The organism is Stenotrophomonas sp. Pemsol (genome assembly GCF_003586545.1).
GTDB lineage: Bacteria > Pseudomonadota > Gammaproteobacteria > Xanthomonadales > Xanthomonadaceae > Stenotrophomonas > Stenotrophomonas sepilia.
In genome coordinates, this window is sequence record NZ_CP025780.1 from 4,213,167 (window position 1) to 4,232,864 (window position 19,698).

Consider the following 19,698-nt stretch of genomic DNA (forward strand, 5'->3'; position numbering starts at 1 on the left):
AGAAGCGATGACGATGCGGCTTTCGGAATTGAAGAACGAACTGATGCACTTCGGTGCTGAAAACGACGCGCATGAAACCGAGCGCGCTCGGCGCATGCTCAACATCACGCCGGACACCGGTGAATTCCTGTCGGTACTGGTGCGTTTCGGCACCGCGCGCCGGGTGCTGGAAATCGGCACCTCCAATGGCTACTCCACGCTGTGGCTGGCCGAAGCCGCCGCCGCCATCGACGGCCACGTGACCACGCTGGAATTCGCCGAGGACAAGGTGGCGATGGCGCGATCCACGTTCGCGCGCAGCGGGTTGGCCGCGCACATCACGCTGGTGCATGGCGATGCCGGGCAGTGGTTGGCAGAGGCCGGCGAAGGCTGCATCGACCTGTTGTTCCTGGATTCGGACCGCGGGCAGTACGCCGGCTGGTGGCCGCAACTGCGCCGCGTGCTGCGGCCAGGGGGCCTGCTGGTAGTGGACAACGCCACCTCGCACGCGGAAGAGATGAAACCCTTGTGCCTGCTGCTGGACGCTGATCCGGACTTCAGCACCAGCGTGGTGCCGGTGGGCAACGGCGAACTGCTGGCCGTGCGCAACGCCTGATTGCCACGCCACAGACCCGGGGTCAGATCCCTTTTCCCGTGGAAAAGGGATCTGACCCCATACAGGGCACCCTTATAATCCCGCGGTGAGTACCGAACCTGACACCCTCGCCGCGGTCGAGACTGAAACCGCGCCCCTGCAGCTGCTGCACCTGGATGAGCGCCTGGCCGTGGTCAACAAGCCTGCCGGGCTGATGGTCCACGACAGCAAGCTGGCCCGTGGCGAAGATGATTTCCTGGCCGACCGCCTGCGTGAGCAGCTGGGGCGGCCGATCTTCCTCGTGCACCGCCTGGACCGGGCCACCAGTGGCTGCCTGCTCCTGGCCTTTGACCGCGAAACCGCCAGTTCGCTGGGCAAGGCACTGATGGGTGGCGAAGTGGCCAAGGACTACCTGACAGTCTGCCGAGGCTGGCCGGCCGAGCTGTCCTGGCGGGTGGACCATGATCTGGACGGTGGGCCGGGCAAGCCGGTGAAGAAGCCGGCGATCACCGATTTCCAGCGCCTGACCACTGGCGAGCTGTCGGTGCCGGTGGGCGAATTCAGCAGCTCGCGCTACGCGCTGCTGCGCTGCCAGCCGCAGACCGGGCGCTTCCGGCAGATCCGCCGTCACCTCAAGCACCTGTCACATCACATGATCGGCGATACCAGCCACGGCGATGGGCGCCACAACCGCATCTTCCGCATGCAGGGCGTGCACCGCATGCTGCTGCACGCCGAGCGCCTGCGTTTTCCGCATCCGGAGGGCGGCAACGTGGATGTCAGTGCGCCGCTGGACCGCCAGTTCCAGAAGGCACTGGACCTGTTCGGCTGGCAGGTGGACGCAGTTTGACGGTAGTGCCGGCCGCTGGCCGGCAGCTGCGTGATTCCAAGTGTACTGGGGAGCCGGCCAGCGGCCGGCACTACCTCATTCTCGTTTCTTTTCCGGCTCGTTGACGATCGCTTCCAGGTCTTTCTGCAGGTCCGCAAACAGCGGCTGCATGCGCGCCTGGATGGCCACCATCACGTTCTGCATCAGTGCCGGGGTCTTGTCCAGCAGGCTCTGGCCTGCCGCGCTCTCGTAGAACTCGGCCATCGCCAGCACGTCTTCCTTGCTGAACGTCTTCTTGTACAGGTCCACGTACATCGGCCGCAGCTGCTGCCACGACATGGCCTGGCGCAGGGTCTGGCTGGTCCGCGCCTGGATCCGCTTCAGCTGCTCCTGCTGCTGGGCGGTGAGCTGGCGCTGCGCGGCCACCTGCTGGAACTGCTGCTGCTGCATGGCTTCGATCTGCGGCACCATGGTGTCGATCATGCTCTGCGCGCGCGAGGCCGACAGCAGGCGGTTGATGTCGCCGTCGGTCGGCGGGGCGGCCAGGGCCGGGACGCTGGCCGTGGCCAGTGCCAGCAGCAGGGCGGCGCGGCGCAGCAGGGACGGCAGGGCGGGTGCGAAGCGGGTCATGCGGGCTTCCTGCGGTACATGGGACCGCCAGCATACCCGCAGCCCAGGCGAAGGCGGCGTGTTCGGCGCCTGATCGGCGGCATACGGGGCGCGATGGCGCACTCCACCACGTGCCTGCCGCTACAATGCGTGGATGGGCAGTGGACCGGTCACCATCAGCGCGCAGCTTGAAATCCCCGACGGCGAGATCGTCGAGCGGTTCGTGCGCGCCAGCGGCGCCGGCGGCCAGAACGTCAACAAGGTGTCCACTGCGGTGGAACTGCGTTTCGACGTGGCCAACTCGCCCTCGTTGCCCGAACCGTTGCGCGCGCGGCTGTTGGCGCGGCGTGACCGGCGCATGACCGGCGAAGGCGTGCTGGTCATCGACGCGCAACGTTTCCGCACCCAGGATCGCAATCGCGAGGATGCGCGCGAGCGGCTGGCGGCCTTCATCCAGGCCGGGCTGAGCGTGCCCAAACCGCGCAAGGCCACCAAGCCGACCCTCGGGTCGAAACTGCGTCGTCTGGACGCCAAACGCGGGCGCGCGCAGATCAAGCGCGGGCGCTCATCACGTGACTGGGAGTGATTGCTTGAACAACCCGACTTCGTTGCTGCCGGCCGTGCCGCCGCAGATGCCGCAGGTCAAACCCAACGCCTTCCTGCGCTGGCTGGCGCGCTGCACCCTGCGCATGGGGGGCTGGAAGGTGACCGGCACCCTGCCTGACATCCCCAGGCTGGTCTTCATCATCGCCCCGCATTCGTCCAACTGGGACGGGCTGTGGGGCATGGCAGCGAAGATCGCGCTCGGCATGAAGGTGAAGGTGCTGGGCAAGGCGTCGCTGTTCTGGTGGCCGCTGGGCCCGCTGCTGCACCGGCTGGGCGTGATTCCGCTCGATCGCAGCTCGCCACAGGGCACGGTGGGCCAGGCGGTGGACCTGCTGCGCAACAACGAGAAGATGTGGTTCGCCATCACGCCCGAGGGCACCCGCAAGGCGGTGAAGGAGTGGAAGGCCGGCTTCCTGAAGATCGCCCGGATGGCCGACGTGCCGATCCTGACCGCGTATTTCCACTATCCGGAAAAGACCATCGGCATCGGTCCGCTGTTCACCCCGAGCGGCGACGATGTGGCCGACATGGCTGCCATCCGCGAGTTCTACCGGCCCTGGATCGGCAAGACCCGCGGTACGGTCTGAGCCTGCCGCAGGCCGCCGCATAGACGCCACGTCCGGCACATGCCGGGCGAGCGCGACAGGAGTAGGGTGGAGGGCTGGTATCCATACCGTCTGCCCAAGGAGCGTTTTACATGTCGCGTACCGTAGTCCTGGCCGCCGCCATCAGCCTGGCGCTGGCGGCCTGTTCCGGCAAGGAGTCCACCCCCGTGTCCGATGCCCAGAAGACCCCGGCCCCGCAGCCGGCCGAAGCCTCCACCAATCCGCTGCTGAGCGCCAGCACGCTGCCGTTCCAGGCGCCGCCGTTCGACAGGATCAAGGACAGCGACTACCTGCCGGCCTTCGAAGAAGGCATGCGCCAGCACCTGGCCGACGTGCGCAAGATCGCCGACAGCAGCGAGCCGGCCACCTTCGACAACACCATCGTGGCGATGGAGCGCAGCGGCGAGACCCTGACCCGCGTGTCGCGCATCTTCTTCGGCCTGGTCCAGGCCGACACCAACGATGCGCGCCAGAAGATCCAGGAAGAAGTGGCGCCGAAGCTGGCCGCGCACCAGGACGAGATCAACCTCGATCCGAAGCTGTTCGCGCGCGTGAAGTCGCTGTACGACCAGCGTGACACGCTGGAGTTGGACCCGGTGCAGAAGCGCTTGGTCGAGCACTATTACGATGGCCTGGTGCGCGCCGGTGCGCAGCTGTCCGACGCCGACAAGGCGACCCTGCGCAAGCTCAACGTGGAAGAGACCACGCTCTCCACCCAGTTCCACACCCGCCTGGTGGCCGCGACCGCCGCTGCGGCTGTTGTCGTTGACGACAAGGCCAAGCTGGCCGGCCTGGACGAGGGCGCGATCAACAACGCTGCGGCCGCCGCCAAGGACCGCAAGCTGGATGGCAAATTCCTGCTGCCGCTGCAGAACACCACCCAGCAGCCGGTGCTCGGCTCGCTGAGCGATCGCGACCAGCGTGCCGCCGTTCTGAAGGCCTCTGAAACCCGCGCCGAGCGCGGTGATGCCAACGACACCCGGCAGACCGTGCAGCGCCTGGCCCAGCTGCGTGCGCAGAAGGCCAAGCTGCTCGGCTTCGACACCTTCGCCGACTATCAGCTGGGCGACCAGATGGCCAAGACTCCGGCTGCCGCGCTCAAGCTGCTGACCGACACCGTGCCGGCCGCCACCGCCAAGGCGCGCGCCGAGGCCGGTGAGATCCAGAAGGTCATCGACGCGCAGAAGGGCGGATTCCAGGTCGCCGCTTCGGACTGGGACTTCTATGCCGAGCAGGTGCGCAAGGCCAAGTACGATCTGGACGAGTCGCAGATCAAGCCGTACTTCGAACTGGACAACGTGCTGCAGAACGGCGTCTTCTACGCCGCCACCCAGCTGTACGGCATCACCTTCAAGCCGCGCACCGACATTCCGACCTACAACCCGGACATGAAGGTGTACGAAGTGTTCGACAAGGACGGCACCTCGCTGGCGCTGTTCTACACCGACTACTTCAAGCGTGACAGCAAGTCCGGCGGCGCCTGGATGGACGTGTTCGTCGAGCAGGACGGCCTGACCGGTGCCAAGCCGGTGGTCTACAACGTCTGCAACTTCACCAAGCCGGCCGCCGGCCAGCCGGCGCTGATCAGCTTCGACGACGTCACCACGATGTTCCATGAGTTCGGCCATGCGCTGCACGGCATGTTCTCCAACGTGAAGTACCCGTCGATCGCCGGCACCGCCACCTCGCGTGACTTCGTCGAGTTCCCGTCGCAGTTCAACGAGCACTGGGCACTGGACCCGAAGGTGTTCGCCAACTACGCCAAGCACTACAAGACCGGCGAGGCGATGCCGCAGGAACTGGTCGACAAGATTCTCAAGGCGCGCAGCTTCAACCAGGGCTATGCGACCACCGAATACCTGTCGGCCGCGCTGCTCGACCTGGCCTGGCACACGCAGAAGGCCGATGCACCGCTGCAGGATGTCGGCGCCTTTGAAGCCAGCGCGCTGAAGAAGTTCAAGGTCGACCTGCCGCAGGTGCCGCCGCGCTACCGCACCACCTACTTCGACCATATCTGGGGTGGTGGTTACTCGGCCGGTTACTACGCCTACTTCTGGGCCGAAGTGCTGGACCATGACGCCTACCAGTGGTTCACCGAACACGGTGGGCTGACGGCGGCCAACGGCCAGGAGTTCCGCGACAAGATCCTCTCGCGCGGCAACAGCGTGGAGCTGTCGACCCTGTACCGCGATTTCCGCGGCAAGGACCCGTCGGTGGAACCGTTGCTGAAGTTCCGCGGGCTGAAATAAGAAAGCGGAAACGGCGGGGGCAACCCCGCCGTTTTTCTTTGTGTAGAGCCGAGCCCATGCTCGGCTGGCTTTTTCTGGAGACGCAGCCGAGCATGGGCTCGGCTCTACACACAGCGTTACGTCCCCACGTGCACGCGGTTCGCCTGCTCGGCCAGGCCCAGGTGATCGAGCGCGATATCCAGCGCCAGCACATAACTCTGCGCGCCATACCCAGCAGCGATGCCCAAGCGCTGGCCGACACCGGCCGGCAGGCACGGTTCGGCCACTGCGCCGTCGTCATGCACCTCTACGTACGCGTTGTGCAGATAGGGCAGCAGCCGCTGCAGGCGCAGACTGTTGGCACACGCACCCGGATCGAGCAGCGTCACCTCGCCGCGGCTGTGATCGGCCACGCGCAGCGCATCAAGCAGTTCCTGTTCCGAACCGCAGGCACGGATCGCCACGCTGGTTCCGGCGTCGATCGCGCGATGCACCAGCGACTTCAGGACCGGTGCCGGCAGCGGCATCGCGGTGCGGATCAGGGCGCCGGCCGCTTCCGGGCCGCGGATGATGAAGATCGACATGACTCAGCCCTCCTGCGCCAGGCGGCGGCCGACAATGGCCAGCGACAACGGGTAACCGGCCTGCTGGCTGCGCTGGTCGACCACCACGGCGGCGGGGCCGTGCTGCAGGCGCAGGCGTGCATCCAGGCCAGGTTCGCTGGGTGCCTGCAACTCGATGTACTGCGCCGGCAGCCGTTCCAGCGCCGCCTGCAGCGCGCCACCTTCGGCCTGCCATTGCGCCTCGTCGGCGGCACCGACATCCAGCAGTACCCAGTCGGCCGAGCGCGCCTGCGGCTGGCACAGGCACTGGCGTACCTCGGACAGGCTGGCGCAGTCGCTGCACAGCACGCGATGGCCGGCGAGCTGTGCCGGCAGTTGGGGGCGCGGTGCCGACGAAGAGGCGTGGCGGATCACCAGGAGGGTCATACAACACCTTGCGGAATGCGCCGTGTGGCGCGGTGGGCACACGATGCGCGTGCTGCCCGTAAAGGTGCGATGCCCGCCGCCGGGCCGGGGCGTAAAACCTGCGTAACCCTTCCTGTAGAGCCGAGCCTACGCTCGGCTGGCTTGCGCCGACGCTCGAAGAGCAGCCGAACGCGGGCTCGGCTCTACAACAAGCCGGCGCGGGAACCTCTCCCGCCCGGATGTGGTCTGATGCAGCTACCACTCACCCGGAGCCTGTCATGGATGCTGTTGCCCGTCCTCCCTTTTCCGAACGCGCGCTGGTCTGGCTGAAGAAGGAAGCATTGCCGCTGCTGGTGATGCTCGGCCTGCTCGCCGCCGCCCGCGATACCCTGGCCAACCACTATGTGGTGCCGAGTGGCTCGATGCAGCCGACCCTGCAGCCCGGCGACCGGGTGGTGGTGGACATGCGTGCCTATGGCCTGCGCCTGCCGTTCACCGGCAAGGAACTGATGACCACCGGCGTTCCGCAGCGTGGTGAAGTGGCGGTGTTCGATTCACCGGCCGACGGCACCCGCCTGATCAAGCGCGTGGCGGCAGTGGCGGGCGACCATGTGCAGATGCGCGAGGGCCATCTGAGTATCAACGGCCAGCCGTTGCAGATGGCCGACCTGCAGGACGTGGAAGCCTTCGGCGAGCGACGTGCCCGCCTTGATCTGGACATGGGCGGCGGTCCGGACATCGCCGACCTGGTGGTGCCGGCTGGCAAGGTGCTGGTGCTGGGTGACCACCGCGGCAACAGCTTCGATGGCCGCTTCTTCGGCTTCGTCGACGCCGACAAGCTCTACGGCCGCGCGGTGGCGGTGTACTACCGCCGGGGCGACGGCTTCGAGTGGCAGCGCCTGTAAGCTGAATTGATACTTCTCGTATATCAATCATTACCTATCAGGTTATGGATCGACTGGATAGACGGGCCTAGTCTGAGGCCCGTTCCCTCCCGCGCTTGGCCGCCCCCACCGGCCCATCGATCCCATGACTGGCGAAACCGCGGCGGCCGTCGAACGCCGCCCCCCCACTGTCGACTCCAGCGCCGAGACCCGCATCCAGCAGGGCACACCGGCCTTCCGCCGCACCGCGCTGGCACTGTTCCTGACCGGCTTTTCCACCTTCGGCCTGCTGTACACGGTGCAGCCGCTGCTGCCCGAGTTCAGCCGCCATTTCGGCGTGTCCGCCGCCGGCAGCGCGATGTCGTTGTCGCTGACGACCGGCACCTTGGCCGTGGCGATGCTGCTGGCTGGTCTGCTGTCCGATGCGGTCGGCCGCCGCCCGTTGATGATCGTCGCGTTGCTGGTCTCGGCCATGCTGTCGCTGAGCTCGGCGCTGGTGGATGACTGGACCACGCTGCTGGTATTGCGCACGCTGCTCGGCCTGGCGCTGAGCGGCGTGCCGGCGGTGGCGATGACCTACCTGGTCGAGGAAATGGACAGCCGCGCGCTGGGCCTGGCGATGGGCCTGTACATCGGCGGTAACGCCATCGGTGGCATGAGCGGACGCCTGCTGGCCGGCATCATCGCCGACCACTGGGGCTGGCGCTGGGGTATCGGCGTGGTCTCGATCATCGCGGTGGCCAGCACCGTGCTCCTGTGGCTTCAGCTGCCGCCGTCGCGCCACTTCCATCCCCGTCGTGACGGCCTGCGCCAGTTGCCGTCGCGCTGGCGCACGCTGTTCGCCGACCCGGGCCTGCCGTGGCTGTTCGCCACCTCGTTCGTGCTGATGGGCGTGTTCGTCACCCTCTACAACTACCTGGGCTACCACCTGCTGGCGCCGCCGTACCACCTCAGCCAGACCGTGGTCGGCCTGATCTTCAGTGTCTACCTGGTGGGCACCTTCAGTTCGGCGTGGATGGGCCAGCAGGCAACGCGCTACGGGCGCGGCCGCATCCTGTCGATCTCGTTCGCGTTGATCGGCGCGGGCATCGCACTGCTGGCAATGCCGTGGCTGAGTGCGATGGCACTGGGTATCGCACTGGTCACGTTCGGCTTCTTCGGCGGCCACTCGGTGGCCAGCAGCTGGGTTGGCAGCCGCGCCGGTACGATGCGCGCCGAAGCCTCGGCGATGTACCTGTTCGCCTACTACCTCGGGTCCAGCGTGCTGGGCGGGGTCGGTGGCCTGGCCTATGCGGCCTGGGATTGGCTGGGTGTGTGCCTGTTCGCTGCCGTGCTGACCCTGATCGGTGGTGGCATCGTCTGGGCACTGCAGCAGCGCGCGCCGCAGCCGGTCACCGCGTGACCCACCGCGTACGGTAGTGCCGGCCGCTGGCCGGCATGCCGGCCCATGTGGGGTTGCCGGCCAGCGGCCGGCACTACCCGGGTGGGTTGCACTTCACCCTTCGGCGAACGCCTCACGCAGCAGCGTGGCGAAATTGCGGATCAGCGGCGTTACCCGTTCGCGGTGCCAGGCCAGCTGCACTTCCGAATGCGCGCCGGCATCGGCCAGTGCCACGAAGCGCGATCCTTCCACGCGTATGTGATCGCATGACGACGGCAGGATCGCCGCACCCAGGCCCGCAGCGGCCAGGCTGATCAACGTCGATGCTTCACCGGCTTCCTGCACGATGCGCGGCGTGAAGCCCGCCGCCGCGCACAACGCGATCATGTGGTCGTGGATGCCCGCGCCGGCGCTGCGGCGGAACGCCACGAAAGGCTCCTGCGCGAAGTCGCGCAGCGACAGCGTGCCCTGCTTCGACAGCCTGCGCAGGGCAGGGTGGTCGGCGTGCACGATCAGCGCCAGCGGGTCGACGAACAGGCTGTGCGCCACCAGTTCCGGCGGCAGCGCGCGCTTGCGGATGATGCCCACGTCCAGTGAACCGTCGAGCAGCGCGTCGATCTGCTGCAGCGTGTTCATCTCGCTCAGCTGCAGCCGCACCTGCGGGTACTGCTGACGGTAGCGCAGGATCGAACGCGGAATCTGCGGCGACAGCGGCGTGGCGCGAGTCAGACCGATGTGCAGTTCACCCTGCTCACCACGCTGTGCACGCTGCACCTCGTCCACGGCCGTCTCCACCTGCTGCACGATGGCGCGTGCACGTTCCTGCAGCAGTTCGCCCGCAGGCGTCAGCTGCACGCGGCGATGGCTGCGCACGAACAGGCGCGCGTCAATCAGTTCTTCCAGCTGGCGGATCTGTTGGCTGAGCGGCGGCTGTGACATGCCCAGCCGCTCCGCCGCCTGGCCGAAGTGCAGCGTATCGGCGACGGCGAGGAAGTAGCGCAGGTGGCGGAGTTCGATGGACATGGGTCCAGTTTATTCATCGTCAGCCGGAAATGAATCAGAGGCGGGGTCAGAGCCCGTTGCGCAGCAACGGGATCCGACCCCGTGCCGACCAACGGTCGGCACCCACCATGGGAAGCATTTCCCACAGTTCGCAGAAAACGGTCGAAGGCGGGGTGGGTCCGGTTGCGGGGGCGTGAGCGCCATGGATGGCGCGACCGAGCCTCCATGGACGGATTTACGGCGTCCCCCGTAACCGGACCCACCCCGCCATCCCACGGAAAGCCCGCTGTCGCCGTTGCTGTTGCTTCGGCCTCTGCAGGTGCAGGGCGCAGCCCTGCCGAACACCCCTACCGCTCGGAATGCCCGCTCTGATCGTAATCGCGCGGACTGAACAACTCCGGCTGGATCAGCTCGATGAACGCCCGCGCCTGCGCCGACAGCGCCTTGCCCCGGCGCACGATCACCCCGTAGCTGCGCTCGGGGAACCAGCGCTTCATCGACCGCGCCGCCAGCCGCTCGTGGTCGGCCACGTTCAGGCACAGCGCCGGCACGATGGAAATGCCCATGCCCATCGCCACGTACTGCTTGATCACTTCCCAGCCCCCCACTTCCAGCGCCACGGTGTAGGCGATGCGGTGGCGCTGGAACACCTGGTCCACCAGGCGGTAGGTGATCTGCCGCTTCGGCGGCAGCACCAGCGGATAGCGCGCGATGTCGGCCAGCTCCAGCTCGCCGCCCTTGGCCAGCGGATGATCGTGCGGTGCGATCAGCACCTGCTCGAAGCGGTAGGCCGGGGCGTAGGTCAGGTCGGCCGGCACATCGGTCATCGAACCTATCGCCAGGTCGGCGGCATCCTCGCGCAGCAGGTCGGTGCCGTCGGCGCTGATCGCGTTGTGCAGGGTCAGGCGCACGTCCGGGTGGTGCAGGCGAAAGCGTTCGATGATCTTCGGCAGCAGGTACAGGATGGTCGAGCTGTTGGCGGCAATGTTCAGCTCGCCCGCGTCCAGGCCGCGCACCTTGTCGCGGAAGCGCGCCTCCAGCCCGTCCAGGTTCTCCACCAGCGGCTGTGCCATCTCGTACAGCAGCTGGCCCTCGCGGCTGGGCACCAGGCGCCTCCCGCTGCGCTCGAACAATGGCACCCCCAGCTCCCGTTCCAACGCCTGCAACTGCAGGCTGATGGCCGGCTGGCTGACGAAAAGTGCCTCAGCCGCCCGTGAGACGGAGCCGAGGCGCACGGTCTGGCAGAACGCGCGCAGCGGCTTGAGCCGGTCGGATTTGTAGGAAAAACGAGGACTTGGCGGGGTGCGTGTGCTCATCGTGTAACGAGTATTAGCACAACTTATGTAAAACATTGCAAAAACTGTTTTGCCAAATACTGAGGCCGGGCGGCACCGTGGAGACGTTCCCCCACCGCTGGAGTAGCCCCATGTCCGCCGTCGCTTCCGCCGTTCCCACCCCCGCCACCAAGGCCACCCCCGGCATCGCCCTGGCGACCCGCGTGGCCGGCCAGGACACCGTGCTGCCGGCGCCGCTGCTGGCCCTGCTGGTGTCGCTGCACCGCGCGGTGGAACCGGGCCGGCAGGCGAGGCTGCAGGCCCGCCGTGAACGCCAGGCGTTCTTCGACCAGGGCGGCCTGCCGGACTTCCGTGAAGACACCACTGCGATCCGCAGCGGCGACTGGCGCGTTGCGCCGCTGCCGGCCGCGCTGCAGGACCGCCGCGTCGAGATCACCGGCCCGACCGACCCGAAGATGGTCATCAACGCGCTGAACTCCGGCGCCAAGGTGTTCATGGCCGACTTCGAGGATTCGACCTCGCCGACCTGGCGCAACCTGCTGGCCGGGCAGCAGTCGCTGGCCGCGGCGGTGCGCGGCGATCTCGAATACACCGCCCCCAATGGCAAGCATTACACGCTGCGCCCATACGACGAACAGGCGGTGCTGATCGTGCGCCCGCGTGGCTGGCACCTGGACGAGAAGCACGTACGCGTCGACGGCCAGTTCCTCGCCGGCGGCCTGTTCGACGCAGCGGTGTTCGCCTTCCACAACGCCCGCTCCCTGCAGGCCAAGGATCGTGGCCCGTACTTCTACCTGCCCAAGCTGCAGAGCATGGAAGAGGCGGCGCTGTGGGAAACCGCGCTGTCGCACATCGAAGGGATGCTCGGCTTGCCGCACGGCCAGATCAAGGTGACCGTGCTGATCGAAACGCTGCCGGCGGTGTTCGAGATGGACGAGATCCTGCACGCGCTGCGTGATCGCATCGTCGGCCTGAACTGCGGGCGCTGGGACTACATCTTCTCGTACCTGAAGACCTTCCGCCGCCACGCCGACCGCGTCCTGCCTGAACGTGGCCAGGTGACCATGACCCAGCCGTTCCTGAAGGCCTATTCGGAACTGCTGATCCAGACCTGCCACCGCCGCGGTGCGCATGCGATGGGCGGCATGGCCGCGCAGATTCCGATCAACCACGATGCCGCCGCCAACGAGCAGGCCATGGCCCGCGTGCGCGCCGACAAGCTGCGTGAAGTCAGCGCCGGCCACGACGGCACCTGGGTCGCGCATCCGGCGCTGATTCCGGTGGCGATGGCGATCTTCGACGAGCACATGCCCGGTGCGAACCAGCACAGCGTGCTGCGCCAGGACGTGCGCGTCGGCCGCGACGAACTGATCGCGCGGCCGCCGGGCACCATCACCCGCGCCGGCTTCGAAGGCAACGTGGAAGTCTGCGTGCGTTACCTGGCGGCGTGGCTGGATGGCAACGGCTGTGTGCCGATCCATCACCTGATGGAGGACGCGGCCACCGCCGAGATCAGCCGCAGCCAGTTGTGGCAGTGGCTGCATACGCCGGGCCAGCAGCTGGACGATGGCACCGCGATCGACCTGGCCCTGCTGGATTCCACCCTGTCGCAGCTGCCGGCACGGCTGGGCGATACCGCCGCGCTGCCCGGTGGCGCGCGCATCAGCGAGGCCATCGCCCTGCTCGGCGAACTGAGCCGCAGCGAAGAACTGACCGATTTCCTGACCCTGCCGGCCTACGCGCGCATCGATTGACTGCCGCCCGCGTCTACCGCCGTTTCCCTCCCCGCTGCACGCACGAACCGAACTGGAGAAAGACATGAGCAAGCTGCCCACTGCCGAACAGATCCAGCACGACTGGGATACCAACCCGCGTTGGGAAGGCATCCAGCGCAACTACAGCGCCGCCGACGTGGTGCGCCTGCGCGGCACCGTCCACATCGAGCATTCGCTGGCCCGCCTGGGCGCCGATAAGCTGTGGGCGTCGCTGCACGAGCGCGAGTTCGTCAACGCGCTGGGTGCACTGACCGGCAATCAGGCCATGCAGCAGGTCAAGGCCGGCCTGAAGGCGATCTACCTGTCCGGTTGGCAGGTGGCGGCCGACGCCAACCTGGCCGGCCAGATGTATCCGGACCAGTCGCTGTACCCGGCTGATTCGGTGCCGGCGGTGGTCAAGCGCATCAACAACACGCTGCTGCGCGCCGACCAGCTGCACCACGCCGAAGGCAAGGATGACATCGACTTCCTGCAGCCGATCGTGGCCGATGCTGAGGCCGGCTTCGGCGGCGTACTCAACGCCTTTGAACTGATGAAGGCGATGATCGAGGCCGGCGCCGCCGGCGTGCACTTCGAGGACCAGCTGGCCTCGGTCAAGAAGTGCGGGCACATGGGCGGCAAGGTGCTGGTGCCGACCCGCGAGGCGATCGAGAAGCTCAACGCCGCACGCCTGGCCGCCGACGTGATGGGCGTGCCGACCCTGCTGGTCGCGCGCACCGATGCCGAAGCTGCGGATCTGCTGACCAGTGACATCGACGGCAACGACAAGCCGTTCACCACCGGTGAGCGCACCGTCGAAGGTTTCTACAAGACCCGCAACGGCCTGGACCAGGCGATCAGCCGCGGCCTGGCCTATGCACCCTATGCCGACCTGGTGTGGTGCGAGACCGGCAAGCCGGACCTGGAGTTTGCACGCAAATTCGCCGAGGCGATCCACGCGAAGTTCCCGGGCAAGCTGCTGGCCTACAACTGCTCGCCCAGCTTCAACTGGAAGAAGAACCTGGACGACGCCACCATTGCCAAGTTCCAGCGCGAACTGGGCAGCTACGGCTACAAGTTCCAGTTCATCACCCTGGCCGGGTTCCATGCGTTGAACTACGGCATGTTCAATCTGGCCCACGGCTACGCGCGCCGCCAGATGAGTGCGTTCGTGGAACTGCAGGAAGCCGAGTTCGAAGCGGCCGAGCGCGGTTTCACTGCGGTCAAGCACCAGCGTGAGGTCGGTACCGGCTATTTCGATGCGGTGACCCAGGCGATCCAGCAGGGCCAGTCGTCGACCACCGCGCTGACCGGATCGACCGAGGAAGAGCAGTTCCACGGCGGGCGCAGCGAACGCGCGGCGTGATCCGGTGCGCAGCGTGATCCGGTAGTGCCGGCCGCTGGCCGGCAATCACAGGATGCTCCGGGCGCTGCGTGGCAGCCGGCCAGCGGCCGGCTCTACCGGGGCCTGGAAATCCGATCAGGGTGGCCAGGGAAGGGCCAGGCAACGCCGGCCGGTCGGGGGACCTGCCGGCGTTGTTGTATCGATGCAAGGGGGGCAGCCAGCGGGCAGCGTCAATCAGGCGCACCCCGGGTTCCGGCAACTTGGCCGAAACCCTGTGAAACCCGGCATCGAATTGATCCAGCAGGGGTTTTGCCCGGGCACCCGTGACCAGAACGGGCCACCATCGATCTTCACATCAATCAAGATCGGCAGAACGGTCAAAATGAGATAGGGCGCACACTTTAAAGCGGTGCTATGCTCCGCGGCTCACCAGGGGACGCTGGCGGCGGGTGCAGGGAATGACCGGCAGGGGTGCGGCCGAGAACAGTGATGTGACGACAGGTATCGCCCGGGTGGCGATGGCCGAGATCGTGCACGCGCTGTTGTCAGATGCCGAGGTGGCATTGTTTGCCAGATTCGCCCGCGCATGCAAGCTCCGTGCCGGACAGTGGCTGTTCCAGCGTGGCCACCGCGGCGAGCGCATGTATGTGATCCTCGAAGGCCAGATCGAACTGGACTTCGGCGAGGACCTGGTGATCAAGACACTCGGGCAGCATGAGTTCTTCGGAGAACTGGGCCTGCTGGTCGGCGACCACCTGCGCAGCGCCAGCGCGCGCGCGCTGGTCGACTGCGATGTGCTGGAACTGGGGCCGGCTGATTTCCACCGGCTGGTCGAATCCGATCCGGGCCTGGTGGCCTACTTCCTGCGCCGCACGATCATGCGCGTGCTGGCCAACGAACAGGCCCTGATCAGCCAGTTGCGCCGGCGCAACCACGATCTGGAAACCGCGCTGGACAACCTCTACATCACCACCCACCAGCTGACCCACACCCGCGAGCTGGTGCGTACCGATGAACTGACCGGTCTGCACAACCGCCGTGGCCTCACCCTGTACCTGCAGGAGTGCCGCGAGCGTGCCGAGGGGCCGCCGCAGGCGCTGCTGCTGATCGATTGCGACCGTTTCAAGCAGATCAACGACCGCCACGGCCACCAGGCCGGCGACCGCGTGCTGCAGAGCATGGGCAACATCCTGCGCTCGATGGCTGGCGAACAGGACCTGGCCTGCCGGCTTGGCGGTGATGAGTTCTGCCTGATGCTGCGCCGTGGCAACCGCGAGATCGTGCAGCACGCTGCCGAGTTCATCCTCAGCGCGGTGCACGGCCTGCTCGAGCGCAGCCATGGCACGCCGCATGTAAGCCTGGTCAGCATCGGAGCCAGCCTGCTGGATGCCGACGCGGACTGGAGCGAGTGGTATGCCAGCGCCGATCGGGCGCTGTACCGGGCCAAGCGTGATGGCGGCAACTGCCTGCGCTGGGTGGATGATCCGGACGGCCAATAGGGAGATGCAGGCGATGAATGGCGACAACGGAACGTCAGCCCCGCATAGCCCACAGCTACGCGCCCTGCTGTTCACTGATCTGTGTGATTCGCTGCAGCTGGTCGAGCGGATCGGCGACGTGGCGGCGGCGAGCCTGTTCCAGGAACACGACCGCCTGGTGCTGGTGCTGCAGCACCGCTGGAATGGCCAGCTGATCGATCGTTCGGACGGCCTGTTCATGCTGTTCGAGCGCGCCATCGATGCCCTGGGCTTCGCCCTGGACTACCAGCGCGAACTGCATGCGCTGGGCCAGCAGCGTGCGATTGAACTGCGCGCGCGTGCCGGCCTGCATGTGGGTGACGTGCTGACCTGGGAAAACAGTGCAGAGGCGGTCCGCGCCGGCGCCAAGTCGATGGAAGTGGAAGGCTTGGCCAAGCCGATGGCGGCGCGCCTGATGATGCTGGCGCGGCCCGGCCAGATCCTGTTGTCGGCGGTAGCCGAATCGCTGACCCGCCGTGCCACCGATGCGTTGGGCGAGCGCGGCACGCGCCTGTTGTGGAAGTCGCACGGGCGCTGGCGCTTCAAGGGCGTGCCGGTGGTACAGGAAGTGATCGAAGTGGGCGAGATCGGCTCCGCACCGCTGCGCATGCCGCGTGCCAATGCCAAGGCCCGCCGCGACCTGCCGTTGTGGCGGCAGCCGCTGGTGCTGGCCGCCGAAGGCCTGGTGCTGGCGGTGGCGGTGCTGGGCGGCTGGCTGCTGCTGCGGCCGGAACCGGCGATCGCGTTCGCCGAGCGCGACTGGGTGGTGCTCGGTGATGTCGACAATCTCACCGGCGACCCGATCTTCGACGACTCGATGCGGCACGCGATCCGGATCGCGCTGGAGCAGTCGCGCTACGTGAACGTGCTGTCGGAGGGCAAGATCCGCGAAAGCCTGGAAATGGCGCGGCTCTCGGGCGATACCCGGCTCAGCCGCGATACCGCGGCCAACGTGGCGGTGCGGGAAGGCGCGCGCGCCGTGCTGCTGCCGACGGTGCGGCAGAAGATCGGTGGCTACGAGCTGGCCATCGATGTCGCCGCACCCGGCAGCGGCCAGGTGATCCAGACGTTCACCGCCACCGTGGATCGATCCGATCAGATGGTGTTCGCGGTGGACGATGTGGTCGGGCGCCTGCGGCGCGGACTGGGCGAATCGGTGGCGAGCCTGGAACAGTCGTTGCCGCTGCCGCGGGCATCGACCCAGGACCTGCGCGCACTGCGTGCATTCGCGCTGGCGGAGAGTGCACTGGGCCAGCGTCGCTTTGAGGAGGCGCGCAACCTTTACCAGGCGGCGATCGATATCGATCCCGGTTTCGCCCTGGCCTACATGGGCGTGGCCAAACTGCATGCGCGCGTCGAGGAAGGGCGGCGAGCACGCGAAGCCATGCAGCATGCGCTGGACCTGCAGGATCGGCTGCCGCCACGCGAGCGGCTGTACCTGAAGGCCTGGACGGCCGAGCTGGAGCCGGGTGGCTGGGCGCTGGAGCAATGGCGCACGCTGGCCAAGGTCTATCCGGATTCGTTCGCGGGGCTGTCCAACACGTCCTGGTACCTGCTGCAGGCCAACCAGTTCAGCGAGGCCGAGCCCTATGCGCGTGCCGCCGCAGTGCCGCAGGATCCGCTGCGGCTGTATCCGCTGGTTCACCTGGTGCGGATACAGATCGCTGCCAATCAACCGCAGCTTGCCGCCGAAACACTGGCACAGGCGCAGATCCTGCGCGGCCGTGATGACGCCGATGAGACCGGCGTGGATGTGCTGGTGGCGCAGGGGCAGTACGCCAAGGCAGCGAAGCTGTTGCCGCAGATCCATGCCAGCGATGCCCTGCAGCAGCGGATGAAGCTGCGTGCGAAGCTGCTGCTGGCGGCCGCGCAGCGCGACTGCCCGGCGATGCAGCGGGCGATACGCGAAGATGCAGCGGCGCCGACGCTGGTCGATCTTCAGGTGCAGCAGCGCCTGCAGCACGCCAGCGTGGCGGCGTTGTGCCCGGGCGCTGACCGTGCCGGGCTGCAGGCGATCGCGGCGCTGCTGCAGCCGATGCTGCAGGAGCGTGATGATCCCATGCTGCATGCCCGTGGCCTGCAGTGGCTGGCACTGGTCCACCTGGCGCAGCGGCAGGGCCAGTTCGAACTGGCCAGGCGTTGGCTGGACGAGCAGCGGCCCCTGCTGCGCAGCCTGCGCAGTCCGGTCGCGGACCGCTGGCTGCGCATCGTCAGCGCCATGGATGAGCTGCAGATGCAGCGCCCCGAGGCTGCCCGCGCCCTGATCGAGCCGATGCTGGATGGCAGCGAGCCGGTGCAGGCGCGCGTCGTGCTGCTGCTCGCGCTGCGTGCGCAGGGCGATGAAGCCGCCGTGCGCCGCCAGCAGGCCTGGCTGGCCCAGCATCGCGGCCAGGCCATTGCCGAGGTCACCGCCATGCAGGTCTGGCAACCACTGAACGTGCATGACGTGTCCACGTGGGCATCGCCGGCCACGGCCGGCGCACCCTGATGGCGGGTCAACCGTCGATGCGCTCGCCGACCTTGCCCGCTTCGAAGCAGAACACCACGGTCATGGCCGCCACCGACCCGGACAGGTGGGCCTGCAGCCCGTCACGCACTTGGCTCAGCTCTTCGACCGAGGCCAGGGTGCCGATCTTCATGCAGTCGTTCTCGCCAACGGCACCGTCCAGCCCGATCGAGGCCAGGGCCTTGGCCGGCGACGCGGTGAAGTGGCGGCGGAAGTCGTCGCTGCCGATCAGGTGGTCCAGCAGGGTGCTGGCGTCTGCGGCGGAAAGGCGGGGATGGGTGCTCATGGGGATCGTCCGTAGGTGGAGTTTCTCGTATCGGCCGCGACAGCCTGCCATTGAGGGCCGCGCTGCGCACATCGCTAAAGTTGGCCGCGCCGCGGTCGTTGCTGCTATGCCGGTTGTGCGGCAGAAGGAAGGAAACTTATGCGCCTGCGCCGCTGCGCCAGCCTGATGTTCGAGCCCCGCGAGGCGGTCACCCTGGACCTGCGCGCGATGCTGGCCGGCCACGCCGAGATGGACAGCCAGATCAGCTGGGTGGCGCTGGCCGCGCATCTGGACCAGCCACTGCCGGTGGACGCCGAGGAGCGCCAGCTGCTGGGCGAGCTCAGCGCGCACCGCTGGAGCGAACCGCCCGCCGATGCCTCCCCGGCGATGCTGGCCCGCCTGGTCGAGCAGGGCCTGCTGCTGACCGACCCGCCGAGCGAGGTGGGGCACCAGCTGCGCGACGAGGCGCTGCGGCGCAGCCAGTGGTGGCCGCTGGCTGCACTGGCCCATCGCCATGCACGCTGGCAGGCCGTGGACAGCGTGGAGGACATGCGCCGGCAGGGGTTGGACACCGCTGCCGGCCTGCGCCAGCGCCTCGGGCCGCCACCGCCGGTGGTGCAGCCCATGCAGGGCGACTACCAGCCGCTGCCGCGCAGCGAAGAGGCCGCGTTCGACGCACTGCTGGCGCGCCGCACCACCTGCCGCAATTTCGACCCGCAGCGCGCGCTGCCGCTGCCATTGCTGGCCCAGGTGCTGCAGCGCACGCTGATGGCGCACGCGGTGCAGAAGGTGGAGCGCGATACCGAGTTCCTGAAGAAGAACGTGCCTTCCGGTGGCGGCCTGCATCCCACCGAAGGCTTCCTGCTGGTGCAGAACGTGGAAGGACTGGCACCGGGCCTGTATCACTACCACCCGGTGCAGCACGCCGTGCTGCCGCTGCCCTCGCCACCGCCGCAGGCACTGCCGGCGCTGGCGCGGCGGATGCTGTCCGGGCAGGCGTGGTTCGCCGATGCGCCGGCGATGCTGGTGCTGGCGCCGCGCTATGACCGCTGCTTCTGGAAGTACCGCAACCACGCCAAGGCGCATCGTGCGGTGACGCTGGACGTCGGCCACATCTCGCAGCTGCTGTACCTGTGCGCGACCGAGCGCGGGCTGGCGGCGTTCGTGACAGCGGCCATCAACGATGCCGATGTCGATCGTGCCTTCGGCTTCGATGGCATCGGCCAGAGCGCGATGGCCATCTGCGGCCTGGGCTGGCGCAGTGCCACACTGGACACGGCAGAATTCGATCCCGCTGGTCGGGTGACGGCGGGCGACGACCGCTGAGCGA

The 19,698-nt window shown here is 67.5% G+C and carries 18 protein-coding genes; 12 read left to right on the forward strand and 6 right to left on the reverse strand.

Annotated elements, in window-relative coordinates; translation table 11 throughout:
- Window positions 1-7: 7 nt before the first annotated feature.
- Together PEM_RS19410 and PEM_RS19415 are read left to right on the forward strand one after the other, a co-directional pair.
- Window positions 8-595 carry an O-methyltransferase gene (locus PEM_RS19410; protein ID WP_111127429.1) on the forward strand — a complete coding sequence of 196 codons (588 nt, stop codon included), beginning with the start codon at window positions 8-10 and terminating at the stop codon, window positions 593-595.
- Window positions 596-680: 85 nt separating this feature from the next.
- A complete protein-coding gene (locus PEM_RS19415; protein ID WP_111127426.1) occupies window positions 681-1,424 on the forward strand; it encodes a pseudouridine synthase in 744 nt (247 codons plus the stop codon).
- Window positions 1,425-1,499: 75 nt separating this feature from the next.
- Here the strand turns inward: PEM_RS19415 and PEM_RS19420 are convergent, their stop codons facing one another.
- Entirely contained in the window at window positions 1,500-2,033 is a 534-nt protein-coding gene (locus PEM_RS19420) for a DUF2059 domain-containing protein (RefSeq protein WP_005420757.1), read from the reverse strand.
- Window positions 2,034-2,166: 133 nt separating this feature from the next.
- Between PEM_RS19420 and arfB the strand changes: the two genes are divergently transcribed.
- The 3 genes from arfB (at window position 2,167) to dcp (ending at window position 5,472) form a co-directional block, all read left to right on the forward strand.
- On the forward strand, window positions 2,167-2,598 hold the full coding sequence (gene arfB, locus PEM_RS19425; RefSeq protein ID WP_005420755.1) for an alternative ribosome rescue aminoacyl-tRNA hydrolase ArfB: 432 nt from the start codon (window positions 2,167-2,169) through the stop codon (window positions 2,596-2,598).
- A 4-nt stretch (window positions 2,599-2,602) separates the two neighbouring features.
- Window positions 2,603-3,205 (forward strand): lysophospholipid acyltransferase family protein, encoded by a 603-nt coding sequence (locus PEM_RS19430; protein ID WP_005420754.1) that lies wholly within the window; start codon window positions 2,603-2,605, stop codon window positions 3,203-3,205.
- A 110-nt stretch (window positions 3,206-3,315) separates the two neighbouring features.
- Entirely contained in the window at window positions 3,316-5,472 is a 2,157-nt protein-coding gene (gene dcp / locus PEM_RS19435; RefSeq protein ID WP_111127423.1) for a peptidyl-dipeptidase Dcp, read from the forward strand.
- A gap of 116 nt (window positions 5,473-5,588) precedes the next feature.
- Here dcp and PEM_RS19440 read toward each other — a convergent pair whose 3' ends face one another.
- Together PEM_RS19440 and PEM_RS19445 are read right to left on the reverse strand one after the other, a co-directional pair.
- Window positions 5,589-6,035: a 3-dehydroquinate dehydratase gene (locus tag PEM_RS19440; RefSeq protein WP_004153636.1), complete on the reverse strand. Its 447-nt coding sequence runs from the start codon at window positions 6,033-6,035 to the stop codon at window positions 5,589-5,591.
- Between the two features lie 3 nt (window positions 6,036-6,038).
- Window positions 6,039-6,440 (reverse strand): hypothetical protein, encoded by a 402-nt coding sequence (locus PEM_RS19445; protein WP_019661885.1) that lies wholly within the window; start codon window positions 6,438-6,440, stop codon window positions 6,039-6,041.
- Between the two features lie 257 nt (window positions 6,441-6,697).
- On the opposite strand from PEM_RS19445, the gene lepB reads away from it, so the two are divergent.
- Window positions 6,698-7,324, forward strand: coding sequence for a signal peptidase I (lepB, locus tag PEM_RS19450; protein ID WP_111128746.1), 627 nt, complete (start codon window positions 6,698-6,700; stop codon window positions 7,322-7,324).
- A gap of 124 nt (window positions 7,325-7,448) precedes the next feature.
- Window positions 7,449-8,705 (forward strand): MFS transporter, encoded by a 1,257-nt coding sequence (locus PEM_RS19455; protein ID WP_111128745.1) that lies wholly within the window; start codon window positions 7,449-7,451, stop codon window positions 8,703-8,705.
- Between the two features lie 93 nt (window positions 8,706-8,798).
- On the opposite strand, the gene PEM_RS19460 is transcribed toward PEM_RS19455, so the two are convergent.
- On the reverse strand, window positions 8,799-9,707 hold the full coding sequence (locus tag PEM_RS19460) for a LysR family transcriptional regulator (protein WP_005420736.1): 909 nt from the start codon (window positions 9,705-9,707) through the stop codon (window positions 8,799-8,801).
- 326 nt (window positions 9,708-10,033) lie between these two features.
- Entirely contained in the window at window positions 10,034-11,002 is a 969-nt protein-coding gene (locus PEM_RS19465) for a LysR family transcriptional regulator (protein ID WP_111128743.1), read from the reverse strand.
- Between the two features lie 110 nt (window positions 11,003-11,112).
- Here PEM_RS19465 and aceB point away from each other — a divergent pair, with 110 nt between their 5' ends.
- The 4 genes from aceB to PEM_RS19485 all read left to right on the forward strand — a co-directional run bounded on the left by aceB (window position 11,113) and on the right by PEM_RS19485 (window position 18,085).
- Window positions 11,113-12,735 (forward strand): malate synthase A, encoded by a 1,623-nt coding sequence (gene aceB, locus PEM_RS19470; RefSeq protein ID WP_005420731.1) that lies wholly within the window; start codon window positions 11,113-11,115, stop codon window positions 12,733-12,735.
- A 64-nt stretch (window positions 12,736-12,799) separates the two neighbouring features.
- The gene (gene aceA / locus PEM_RS19475; protein WP_111128742.1) at window positions 12,800-14,101 is read left to right on the forward strand and encodes an isocitrate lyase; all 1,302 of its coding nucleotides are present in this window, start codon (window positions 12,800-12,802) and stop codon (window positions 14,099-14,101) included.
- A gap of 437 nt (window positions 14,102-14,538) precedes the next feature.
- Window positions 14,539-15,579 (forward strand): GGDEF domain-containing protein, encoded by a 1,041-nt coding sequence (locus PEM_RS19480; protein WP_032954692.1) that lies wholly within the window; start codon window positions 14,539-14,541, stop codon window positions 15,577-15,579.
- A 4-nt stretch (window positions 15,580-15,583) separates the two neighbouring features.
- Entirely contained in the window at window positions 15,584-18,085 is a 2,502-nt protein-coding gene (locus tag PEM_RS19485; protein ID WP_111128740.1) for a putative peptide modification system cyclase, read from the forward strand.
- 7 nt (window positions 18,086-18,092) lie between these two features.
- On the opposite strand, the gene PEM_RS19490 is transcribed toward PEM_RS19485, so the two are convergent.
- The gene (locus PEM_RS19490; protein WP_065178400.1) at window positions 18,093-18,389 is read right to left on the reverse strand and encodes an NHLP-related RiPP peptide; all 297 of its coding nucleotides are present in this window, start codon (window positions 18,387-18,389) and stop codon (window positions 18,093-18,095) included.
- A gap of 138 nt (window positions 18,390-18,527) precedes the next feature.
- On the opposite strand from PEM_RS19490, the gene PEM_RS19495 reads away from it, so the two are divergent.
- Window positions 18,528-19,694, forward strand: a complete 1,167-nt coding sequence (locus PEM_RS19495; protein ID WP_069138098.1) for a putative peptide maturation dehydrogenase — start codon at window positions 18,528-18,530, stop codon at window positions 19,692-19,694.
- The last annotated feature ends 4 nt before the right edge of the window (window positions 19,695-19,698 follow it).

What these genes read in the sequence shown, in the direction of transcription:
- PEM_RS19410 (WP_111127429.1), top strand. Translation starts at nt 8, where the DNA reads ATGACGATGCGGCTTTCGGAATTGAAGAACGAACTGATGCACTTCGGT.
- PEM_RS19420 (WP_005420757.1), bottom strand. Translation starts at nt 2,033, where the DNA reads ATGACCCGCTTCGCACCCGCCCTGCCGTCCCTGCTGCGCCGCGCCGCC.
- arfB (WP_005420755.1), top strand. Translation starts at nt 2,167, where the DNA reads ATGGGCAGTGGACCGGTCACCATCAGCGCGCAGCTTGAAATCCCCGAC.
- dcp (WP_111127423.1), top strand. Translation starts at nt 3,316, where the DNA reads ATGTCGCGTACCGTAGTCCTGGCCGCCGCCATCAGCCTGGCGCTGGCG.
- PEM_RS19440 (WP_004153636.1), bottom strand. Translation starts at nt 6,035, where the DNA reads ATGTCGATCTTCATCATCCGCGGCCCGGAAGCGGCCGGCGCCCTGATC.
- PEM_RS19445 (WP_019661885.1), bottom strand. Translation starts at nt 6,440, where the DNA reads ATGACCCTCCTGGTGATCCGCCACGCCTCTTCGTCGGCACCGCGCCCC.
- lepB (WP_111128746.1), top strand. Translation starts at nt 6,698, where the DNA reads ATGGATGCTGTTGCCCGTCCTCCCTTTTCCGAACGCGCGCTGGTCTGG.
- PEM_RS19455 (WP_111128745.1), top strand. Translation starts at nt 7,449, where the DNA reads ATGACTGGCGAAACCGCGGCGGCCGTCGAACGCCGCCCCCCCACTGTC.
- PEM_RS19460 (WP_005420736.1), bottom strand. Translation starts at nt 9,707, where the DNA reads ATGTCCATCGAACTCCGCCACCTGCGCTACTTCCTCGCCGTCGCCGAT.
- PEM_RS19465 (WP_111128743.1), bottom strand. Translation starts at nt 11,002, where the DNA reads ATGAGCACACGCACCCCGCCAAGTCCTCGTTTTTCCTACAAATCCGAC.
- aceB (WP_005420731.1), top strand. Translation starts at nt 11,113, where the DNA reads ATGTCCGCCGTCGCTTCCGCCGTTCCCACCCCCGCCACCAAGGCCACC.
- aceA (WP_111128742.1), top strand. Translation starts at nt 12,800, where the DNA reads ATGAGCAAGCTGCCCACTGCCGAACAGATCCAGCACGACTGGGATACC.
- PEM_RS19480 (WP_032954692.1), top strand. Translation starts at nt 14,539, where the DNA reads ATGACCGGCAGGGGTGCGGCCGAGAACAGTGATGTGACGACAGGTATC.
- PEM_RS19485 (WP_111128740.1), top strand. Translation starts at nt 15,584, where the DNA reads ATGCAGGCGATGAATGGCGACAACGGAACGTCAGCCCCGCATAGCCCA.
- PEM_RS19490 (WP_065178400.1), bottom strand. Translation starts at nt 18,389, where the DNA reads ATGAGCACCCATCCCCGCCTTTCCGCCGCAGACGCCAGCACCCTGCTG.
- PEM_RS19495 (WP_069138098.1), top strand. Translation starts at nt 18,528, where the DNA reads ATGCGCCTGCGCCGCTGCGCCAGCCTGATGTTCGAGCCCCGCGAGGCG.